At 67.0% G+C, this 9,487-nt stretch carries 7 protein-coding genes and 2 pseudogenes; 3 read left to right on the top strand and 6 right to left on the bottom strand.

Annotation, left to right across the window (positions count from 1 at the left end):
* The 6 genes and pseudogenes from ACEN88_RS17400 to ACEN88_RS17375 all read right to left on the bottom strand — a co-directional run.
* A partial coding sequence (locus ACEN88_RS17400; protein ID WP_413341518.1) for a Do family serine endopeptidase occupies positions 1-1,320 on the bottom strand: 1,320 nt, incomplete at its 3' end.
* Between the two features lie 85 nt (positions 1,321-1,405).
* Entirely contained in the window at positions 1,406-2,434 is a 1,029-nt protein-coding gene (locus ACEN88_RS17395) for a LacI family DNA-binding transcriptional regulator (RefSeq protein ID WP_413341517.1), read from the bottom strand.
* A 55-nt stretch (positions 2,435-2,489) separates the two neighbouring features.
* On the bottom strand, positions 2,490-3,905 hold the full coding sequence (locus tag ACEN88_RS17390) for a glycoside hydrolase family 30 protein (RefSeq protein ID WP_413341515.1): 1,416 nt from the start codon (positions 3,903-3,905) through the stop codon (positions 2,490-2,492).
* A gap of 57 nt (positions 3,906-3,962) precedes the next feature.
* Positions 3,963-4,883 carry a polyphosphate kinase 2 gene (gene ppk2 / locus ACEN88_RS17385; protein ID WP_413341513.1) on the bottom strand — a complete coding sequence of 307 codons (921 nt, stop codon included), beginning with the start codon at positions 4,881-4,883 and terminating at the stop codon, positions 3,963-3,965.
* Positions 4,884-4,982: 99 nt separating this feature from the next.
* Positions 4,983-6,035 (bottom strand): annotated as a pseudogene (locus ACEN88_RS17380) (inorganic phosphate transporter); the annotation flags it as partial.
* 121 nt (positions 6,036-6,156) lie between these two features.
* The gene (locus ACEN88_RS17375; RefSeq protein ID WP_105378364.1) at positions 6,157-6,633 is read right to left on the bottom strand and encodes an Hsp20 family protein; all 477 of its coding nucleotides are present in this window, start codon (positions 6,631-6,633) and stop codon (positions 6,157-6,159) included.
* Positions 6,634-6,856: 223 nt separating this feature from the next.
* Here ACEN88_RS17375 and ACEN88_RS17370 point away from each other — a divergent pair, with 223 nt between their 5' ends.
* The 3 genes and pseudogenes from ACEN88_RS17370 to ACEN88_RS17360 all read left to right on the top strand — a co-directional run.
* Positions 6,857-8,104 (top strand): hypothetical protein, encoded by a 1,248-nt coding sequence (locus ACEN88_RS17370; protein WP_413341512.1) that lies wholly within the window; start codon positions 6,857-6,859, stop codon positions 8,102-8,104.
* Positions 8,005-8,733 carry a hypothetical protein gene (locus tag ACEN88_RS17365; RefSeq protein ID WP_413341511.1) on the top strand — a complete coding sequence of 243 codons (729 nt, stop codon included), beginning with the start codon at positions 8,005-8,007 and terminating at the stop codon, positions 8,731-8,733. Before ACEN88_RS17370 ends, ACEN88_RS17365 begins: the two co-directional genes overlap by 100 nt.
* Before the next feature lie 65 nt (positions 8,734-8,798).
* Positions 8,799-9,487: pseudogene (locus ACEN88_RS17360) on the top strand (hypothetical protein); the annotation flags it as partial.

Raw genomic sequence — 9,487 nt, 5'->3', positions numbered from 1 at the left:
GACCTGGCTGCGCTCGGCCGGATCCAGCGGACGCAGGGCCAGGCCCAGCTTGGCGCCGCCGTCGATGCCGGCCAGGTTGTCGCGGCTGGCCGGATCCGCCTTGGCGCTGGCCAGCGTCGCGGTCACCTGCATCTCCTTGCCTTCGCGCCAGACGTCCATCGTCAGCCGGTCGCCCGGCTTGGCGATCGCCACGATGGCCGACAGGTCGCCGCCCGAGATCAGGGCCTGGCCGTTGACCTTGCGGATCACGTCGCCCGCCTTGAGGCCGGCCTTGTCGGCCGAACTGCCGCGCTCCACGTTCGCCACGAGCGCGCCGTCCGGCGACTGCAGCTTGAACGCATCGGCGAAGCTCTGGCCGACGTCCTGCAGGCTGACGCCCAGCTTCGCGTGCTGCACCTTGCCGGTCGCGACGATCTGGTCCTTGATGCGCACGGCGACGTCGATCGGGATCGCGAACGACAGGCCCTGGTAGCCGCCCGTCTGGCTGAAGATCTGCGAGTTGATGCCGACGACCTCGCCGCGCGTGTTGAACAGCGGGCCGCCCGAGTTACCCGGGTTGACCGCGACGTCGGTCTGGATGAACTGCACGCCGTTGTTGTCGATGGTGCGGCCTTTCGCGCTCACGACGCCGGCCGTCACGGTCGACTCCAGGCCGAACGGCGAACCGATCGCCAGCACCCATTCGCCGACCTGCAGGTTGCGCGTGTTCCCGAGCGGGACGACGGGCAGGTTTTTCGCATCGATCTTCAGCACGGCGACGTCGGTGCGCGGATCGGAGCCGAGGACTTTCGCGCGGTATTCGCGGCGGTCCTGCATCTTGACCGTGACTTCGTCGGCATCGCGCACCACGTGCGCGTTCGTCAGGATGACGCCGTCCGGGCTGACGATGAAGCCCGATCCGGCGCCGTAGACAAGCTCCCCGCGCCCGTTGCCGCCGCGCGGTTGCTGCGGCTGGAAGCGGCGGAAGAATTCGAAGAACGGATCGTCCTCGTCGAACTGCGGCATCTGGCGCTGCGACACCTTGGTCGTACCGACGACGCGGATGTTCACGACGGCCGGGCCGTTGTGCGACACGATCTTGGTAAAGTCCGGCAGGGCCACGCTGGCAGGATTGCCGGCCACGGGTGCCGGCGTGGCCGCCACGGGAGCCGGGGTGGCGGCGGGGTTGGGTGCGCCAGTGGCGGCCGCTGCGGCGGCGGCCAAAGCGTTATTGTGTTCGACTGCGATCGCGCCAACCGCGCCGCCAATGACACCGGCCGCGCACAGGGCCAGCGTGAGACGTTTTGCGGTGATGGCAGTAACGTTACCGTGGTTAGACATCGACGTGCTCCCAGATTGGAAAAAGTGGTTCTGAAAACTGCTCTTTTCGTAGGGAGTATATTGGCGCAGCAGTCTTAGACGTCCCTTAAGGTTGGGAACGGCGGCGCTTGGCCACGTTCGCGACGGAGGCGCGCAGGCTGACGCTGACGGGGAAGGTGCGCGTGACGGGCCGGTTGAAGCCGTAGCACAGGTTGAGCAGCTCGGCGATGCCGTTCCTGGTCATCTCGCGCCAGGGGATGTGCACGGACGTCAGGCGCGGCGCCGAATACGCGGCGGCGGGCGCGTCGTCGTAGCCGATCACGGACACGTCGTGCGGCACGCGGATGCCCGCTTCGTGGAAGTACGACAGCGCGCCGAGCGCCATCTCGTCGTTGGCGCAGAACAGCGCGGTGAACGGCCGCCCGGACGCGGCCAGTTCCATCGCGGCGGCGCGTCCCTCGGCCGAGGAAAAGTCGCGTTCCGAGATCCAGATGTCGTCCGTGGCGATGCCCGCCCCGGCCAGTTCGTCCATGAAGCCGGCGATGCGGTCGACGTTGTCGGCGGCAGTGCTTGGCCCGGCGATGACGGCGATGTCGCGGTGCGCATGATCGAGCAGCGCCCGCGCCGCGAGCCGGCCGCCGAGCTTGTGATCGACCGTAAAGCACTGTCCGGGCATGCCGTCGAAGCTGTCGTTGAGGGCGACCACGCGCTCGCGCTTGGGACCCAGCGCGGCAAGGTCCTCCTCGGTGAGCGGTGACGTGAAGAGGACGACGCCGTCGCACCCGCGCTCGATGAGGAAGTTGACGCCGTCGATGGCCTGGCGCCGCTCGTCCTCGCGGCTGACGCCGAACGCCACCATCATGTGCATGCCGGCGCCGCGCAGTTCCGTGTCGATGATCTGCAGGATCGACGTGTAGAAGGTGCCGGACAACAGGGGAATGTACACGCCGATCATGCGCGACGTGCCGTAGAGGAGTGAACGCGCCGCGTGCGACGGCCGGTAGCCGAGTGCGGCGATGGCCTTCTGCACGCGTTCCATCTTGGCCTGCGACACCGATCCCTTGCCGCGCACGACGCGCGATGCGGTGCCCAGGCCGACTCCGGCCATGCGGGCCACGTCCTTGATGGTTGACACTTGTCTCCCCGGTTGGTCTGGTTTTTGGGCCCAAGCATACTGCAAGCCGGGGCATTTATCCACGTTTGCCGTGAGCCTGACGCCACGTGAACGTCGCCACGCTGGCCGCCGGCAGCGTGTAGCGGAACGCCTCCGCCCCCACGCGCACCGTGAACGCGCGCGGCTGCGCATCGCCGTTCGCCACGAGCAGCGCGTACGAACCGTCCGGATTCACGAAGGCGACGTTGTTCTCCCCGGTCGTCGCAATGCGGTGCGCGCCCGGCAGCACGAAGCGGCTGGCGTGGGCCAGCGCGTAGTACTCGACGTTGCGCGTGACGGCGCCCGTGGCCGCGTCGATGGTCACGACGCCGCGGCAGTCCTTGCAGCCGCCCAGGTGCGGGCCGTCGTCGGCATCGAGCGCAAGGTTCCAGAACAGGACGCCGCGCGCCCAGTTGCGCGTGGTGTCGATGACGAGCGTCTTCGCGAAATACTGCAGGTTCTTCGACCAGTCCGGCGCCCAGCGCCCGCCCGAACACTCCGTGAACCACGTGTCCTTGGCCGGGAACAGGTCGTGCAGCCGGCCCTGCGCGCGCACGTCGCCGCCATAGCAATGCCACGCGATGCCGCTCACGTACTGCGCCGCGCGTGGATCGGACAGCACGATTGCGGGGGACTCCGGCTCGTCCCAGTTGTGGTCCCAGTCGAAGATGGCGGTGCCGGGGTGCGAACGCGCCAGCAGCGGTCCGAGATGGTCGCGGATGAACGCCGCGCGCTTGTGCGGGTCGACGCGCATGCCGGGATAGTTGTCCGGCTCGAAGTGCGGTTCGTTCTGCAGGGTGAGCGCGGAGATCGTCACGCCCTGTTCGCGCATCGCGGCGACGTAGCGGCCCAGGTAGCGCGCGAACGCGTCGAACGCCGCCGGTTTCAAGGTGCCTTTCACGAGGCTGTCGCTCGTCTTCATCCAGCCCGGCGCGCTCCACGGCGACGCCATCACCTTCAGGCGCGGATTGATGGCCAGCGCGGCCTTCACCGTCGGCAGCACGGTGCTTTTCTGCGGATCGATCGAGAAATGCTTCAGCTGCGGGTCGGACTGTCCCGGCGGCATGTCGTCGAAGCTGTAGTGGGTGCGCGAGAAATCGGAGGCGCCGATCGTCAGGCGCGTGAACGACAGGCCGATACCCTCGCCTTCGCGGCCGAACAGCTGGCGCAGCAGCGCGTCGCGGCGGGCCGGGTCCAGGTGCTGGATCAGGTCCGCGGAAGCATCCGTGATCGCGGCGCCGAAGCCGGCGATCTCCTGGTAGCGCGTGGACGGGTCGACGGTGATCGCCGCGGCATCGGCGGACGTCTCAAGGTGCGCATCGGCGGCGCGTGCGAGCAGTTGCGACTGGTCGCCGGTGGTGATCCAGGCCTGGACCGGGGCGGCGCCGGCGGCGGGCGCCAGCGCGATGAGAACGACGGACAGGATACGGCGTAGAACGAGCGGTTGCTGCATGCGGCACCTCCTGGGATTGGAAACGTTGCCAATCTTGGCGGCGCCAACTATAACAGATCAGTACAGCTCGGGGACGATGATCTCCTGCGGCACCGGCCGCCGCACGTAATCGTCGTGGTATTCGCGCTCGGGCATCCGGATCGACGGCCGGTCGACTTCCACGTACGGAATCTGTTGCAGCAGGTGATGGATGCAGTTCAGGCGCGCCCGCTTCTTGTCGATGCCCTGCACGACCCACCATTTCGCTTCCGGGATGTGCGTGCGCTCCAGCATGATCTCCTTGGCCTTCGTGTACTCTTCCCAGCGGCGGCGCGACTCCAGGTCCATGGGGCTCAGCTTCCACTGCTTGAGCGGATCGTGGATGCGGCTGAGGAAGCGCGCGTTCTGTTCCTCGTCCGAGATCGAGAACCAGTACTTGATCAACTGGATGCCCGAGCGGGCCAGCATGCGCTCGAATTCCGGCACGGTCTGGAAGAACTCCTCGTATTCGGCGTCGGTGCAGAATCCCATCACCCGCTCGACGCCGGCGCGGTTGTACCAGCTGCGGTCGAACAGGACGATCTCGCCGGCCGCCGGCAGGTGCGACACGTAGCGCTGGAAGTACCATTGCGTGCGTTCGCGGTCGTTGGGCGCGGGCAGCGCGGCCACGCGGCACACGCGCGGATTCAGTCGCTGGATGATGCGCTTGATGGCGCCGCCCTTCCCGGCCGCGTCGCGGCCTTCGAACAGGATCACGACCTTGTGCCCCGTGTGCACGACCCAGTCCTGCAGCTTGACCAGTTCGGCTTGCAGGCGGAACAGCTCGCGGAAGTAGTGCATGCGCGCTTCGCGTTCCTCGTCGCTCTGCGCGCGCGCCGGCAGCAGCGTTTCCGGGGCGAGGTCGCGGTCGTCCAGTTCCAGCTCGAGCTCCTCGTCGTAGCTGTCGGCGATGTCGCGGCGCACGCGCTGCACCAGGTCGGGATGGTCGGTTTGTCGCATGATGCCCTCGTCAGAACAGGTGGGAGAATAGCCAGTACAGGCCGCCGGACAGCAGGATCGCGGCCGGCAGGGTCAGCACCCAGGCCAGTCGATGTCGCCGGACAGCGTGGCAAGGGCCGGCACGACGGCGGGCGTGAGCCTGTGCGTGCGGATGTAGGTCGTCAGTGTCGTGCGCGCCAGGTCCACCGGCGGCAGCGGCGCGGGTTCGGCCTGGCGCATGAGTGCCTGTTGCGTGACCTGGCTGACCGCGACGAACTGCGTCACCTGCTCCACCGGCATGGCGCGGTTGAGCGCATATGCCATCGGCACGGTGCCGACGAGGATCAGCATGATCAGGCCCATGCCCTTCTGCCCGTCGTTGGAGCCGTGCGCGAACGACACGCCCGTACAAGTGAGGATCAACAGCAGGCGGATATACCACGGCGGCGGGGTGTCGCCTTTCGGCGCCTCGTACAGCGCGCGGTCGCGCACGAGCCGGCGCAGCAGCAGCAGGAGCAGCGCGGCGCAGAAGAAGCCGACGAGGGGCGACAGCAGCAGCGACCAGCCGACCTTGGCGGCCTGCGCCCAGTCCACGCCGCTGGTGCCGTCGCGTCCGTGCATCAGCGCGTTGGCGACGCCGACGCCGAGGATCGAGCCGATCATCGTGTGCGACGACGACGCCGGCAGGCCGAGCCACCACGTGCCGAGGTTCCACACGATGGCCGCGATCAGCAGCGCGAACACCATCGCGAAGCCGGACTTGCTGCCGACCTGCAGGATCAGTTCCACCGGCAGCAGCGAGATGATGCCGAAGGCGACGGCGCCGCTGGACAGCAGCACGCCGAGGAAGTTGAAGCAGCCCGACCACACGACGGCCACGCCGGCCGGCATCGAATTCGTGTAGATGACGGTGGCGACGGCGTTCGCGGTGTCGTGGAAGCCGTTGACGAACTCGAAGCCGAGCGCGATCAGGAGTGCAACGCCGAGCAGGAAGTACGGGAGCCACGTGGTGGCGACGGGACCGGCGCTCGTCACGTCGGCATGGAGGCTGTAGATGCTGAAGGCGAGGCCCGCGGCCAGCAACGCCACGAACAGTGCGATACCGGCGGGGGACGTCCGGGTTGCGGTGGGACGCCCGGCGGGCGCGCCCAGGGTGGATGCGTGCGTGGTCATGACGATCGCTCCTCGTTGACGGGTCGTACCCGACTATAAGGAGGCGATGTGACAACGTCGTTACCGCCCGCGCGAACGACAAAAGGCGCCGAAGCGCCTTTTGTTCGAGAGGACGACGCGATTACGCGGCGTGTTGTTGCTGGCCCGGTTGTTCCAGCACTTGCACGTTGTCGGTGTTGCCGTTGGCATCAGCGATCGCGATCTTGCGCGGCTTGAATGCCTCGGGCACTTCGCGCACCAGTTCGATGGTCAGGATGCCGTTGTCGAAGCCGGCGCTGACGACCTTCACGTGGTTGGCCAGCTGGAAGCGCTGTTCGAAATCGCGCTGGGCGATACCGCGGTGCAGGAAGGTGCGCTGCACGTCATCCTTCTGTTTGCGGCCGGTCACGAGCAGGGTGTCGCGTTCGGAGGTGATCTCGATTTCGTTGCGGGTGAAACCGGCGAGCGCCATCACGATGCGGTATTTGTCTTCCGACACCAGTTCGATGTTGTACGGCGGGTAGCTCGGCGCGCTTTCGGCGCGTTGCTCGAGCAGGTTCACCAGGCGGTCGAAGCCGATTGCGGAACGATACAGGGGGGACAGGTCAAAAGTACGCATGATTCGATATCCTCTAAAAAGTACAAGCGATAAGTTGACGGACCTCATCGTGAGCATCCGTTGGAACCAATCTAATGGCTACCTCACCCCTTTTCAAGTCGTACAAAATATCTTTTTTAAGGCCTGTTTTAAAATTTTATTTGGATCGCTGCCGGACGGAATCTGGGCCCATTGCACAGTGCTACACTCGGCCGTTTATGTTCTTTCGCCAGGGTTCCAGCCAATGACCGCTTCCAAGTTCGCTTCGTCCGTTTCAGCCGCCGCACTCGCGCTGGCGCTGGCCTTTCCGGCACATGCCGACGTGCCCGCGCCCGTCGACCAGCCCTACCCCGGCACCATTGTGTTGAACGTCGATGCGACCGATCTGTCGCAGCAGGTCTTCCGCATGCACATGACGATCCCCGTGAAGCCCGGCCCGCTCACCCTGCTGTATCCGCAGTGGCTGCCCGCGAACCACGGCCCGAACGGCCCGATCACGCAGCTGGCGGGCCTGAAGTTCACGGCGAACGGCAAGCCCGTCGAATGGAAGCGCGACCCGGTGCACGTGTACGCGTTCCACCTGGACGTCCCCGAGGGCGCGACGAGCCTGGAGGCGGAATACCAGTACCTGTCGCCGCTGGAACCGGGCCAGGGCCGCATCACGATGACGGACGATATCCTTGGCGTGCAATGGATCTCGACGACCCTGTACCCGGCCGGCTACGTCGCGCGCGGCATCAACGTGCAGGCGAACCTGAAGCTGCCCGCGGGCTGGCAGTACGCCACCGCGCTGGAGACGGACAACCGCGCCGGCGACGACGTCCACTTCAAGGCAAGCGACCTGGAGACGCTGATGGATTCGCCGCTGTTCGCGGGCCGCTACAGCAAGCGCTTCGACCTCGACCCGGGCGGCAAGGTGCCCGTCCGCCTGAACGTGTTCGCCGACAATCCGGAAAGCCTGGAAGCGAAGCCCGAGCAGATCGCGGCGCACCGCGCGCTCGTGCAACAAGCGTATAAACTGTATGGTTCGTATCACTACGACCACTACGATTTCCTGTTCGCGCTGTCCGACGAATTCGGCGGCATCGGCCGCGAGCACCACCAGTCCAGCGAGAACGGCGTCAAGCCGGGCTATTTCACCGACTGGGCCAAGAGCGAGACCGGACGCGACCTGCTCCCGCATGAATACACGCACTCGTGGAACGGCAAGTTCCGCCGCCCGGCCGGCCAGAACGTCCCCAACTTCAACACCCCGATGGACAACGAGCTGCTGTGGGTGTACGAGGGCCAGACGCAGTACTGGGGCAACGTGCTGGCCGCGCGTTCCGGCCTCGTCTCGGCCGCCGGCGCGTCGCGCGCTACGACAGCGTCGCGGGCCGTGCGTGGCGCGCCGTGCAGGACACGGTCTACGACCCGATCCTCAATGCGCGCCGCGGCCTGGGCTGGCCGAACTGGCAGCGCAGCGAGGATTACTACGTCGAGGGCATGCTGATCTGGCTGGACGTCGACACGCGCATCCGCGAACTCTCGGGCGACAGGCGCTCGCTGGACGATTTCGCGCGCGCCTTCTACAGCGTGAACAACGGCAGCCACCTGCCCGCGTTCTACACGTTCGACGACGTCGTGGCGACGCTCAATAAAGTCCAGCCGTACGACTGGGCGCCTTTCCTGCGCGCGAAGCTGGACGGCCACGGCCCCGGCGCCCCACTGGACGGCCTCGCCCGCGCCGGCTGGAAGCTGGTCTACACGGACACGCCGACGGACTACCTGAAGGGCGTGGACGACCGCAACAAGGTGCTGGACCTGACGTACTCGCTCGGCTTCACGGTCGCGCAGGACGGGGCCGTGCGCAACGTCGTGTGGGACGGCCCGGCTTTCCGCGCGGGCCTGGCCGCCAACACGACCGTCATGGCCGTGGGCGACCGCGTCTACAAGCCGGAACGCTTGACGTCCGCGATCAAGGATGCGAAGGACGGCAAGCCCATTCGCCTGCTCGTCAGGAAGGGCAACGTACTGCGCACGATTTCGCTCGACTACCGCGGCGGCCTGCGCTACCCGCGCCTGGAGCGTATCGAGGGTACGAAGGACCGTTTGACGACGATCTTCTCGGCCCTGAAATAAGTCATCAAACTGTCATATTTGCCCCGTAAGCTGGACCTGCCGACAACAACAAACAGGGGGGCAACATGAAGTGGATAATAGACAAACTGAGTGAACTGCGCGCCGCACGGCTGCGGCGCACCTCGCCCTGGCAGGCCGCACTGGCGGACCTGCCGGCGGGACTGGAAAGTCAATGGCGCGCGAGCGCGCCGCGCGAATACGAAGGCATCCCGACGGATGCCTTTTTTTATACCCGCGCGGCGGAAGGCCTGCTGCACTTCTTCGACGCGGTGCGGCACAGCGGCCGGCCCTGCGCCCTGCCGTCGGAAGCGGCGGACTCCGTGTGGCACGCGTGGCTGCGCTGGAACCCGGTATCGCTGGAGCGCTTCTGCGTACGCCACTTCGGCGCGGCGGTGCCGCACGTGGAACGGGCGGCGCTCGTCGGGAACGCCCTGCTGCACACGTTCGCGGCCTGCCGAGAACGCGACGGCATCCGGCCGCGCAGCATGCGCCTGCCCGCGCTGTTCGGCCTGGACGCGCAACTGCGCATGCCGGGCGGGCACGGTTACTGGAGCCGGGCCGGCGAGATCGTCCACGCGCGCCTGAACGAACGTGGCCGCGGCATGTGGCGCGCGCGGCCGCATCCGGAACTGGCGCTGACGGTGCTGTTTGCGGCGGGCGTCGTCGACCGGCACCTGCTGGCCGCCCACCTGGGCCGGCGTGAAGCCGGCGCCGACGGAAGTTCCTGCGGCGGCATTGCCTTCGCGGACGGTGG

It is taken from the genome of Massilia sp. CT11-108, assembly GCF_047302915.1.
Taxonomy (GTDB): Bacteria; Pseudomonadota; Gammaproteobacteria; order Burkholderiales; family Burkholderiaceae_D; genus Telluria; species Telluria orientalis.
This window is presented reverse-complemented; position numbering and strand designations above follow the sequence as displayed.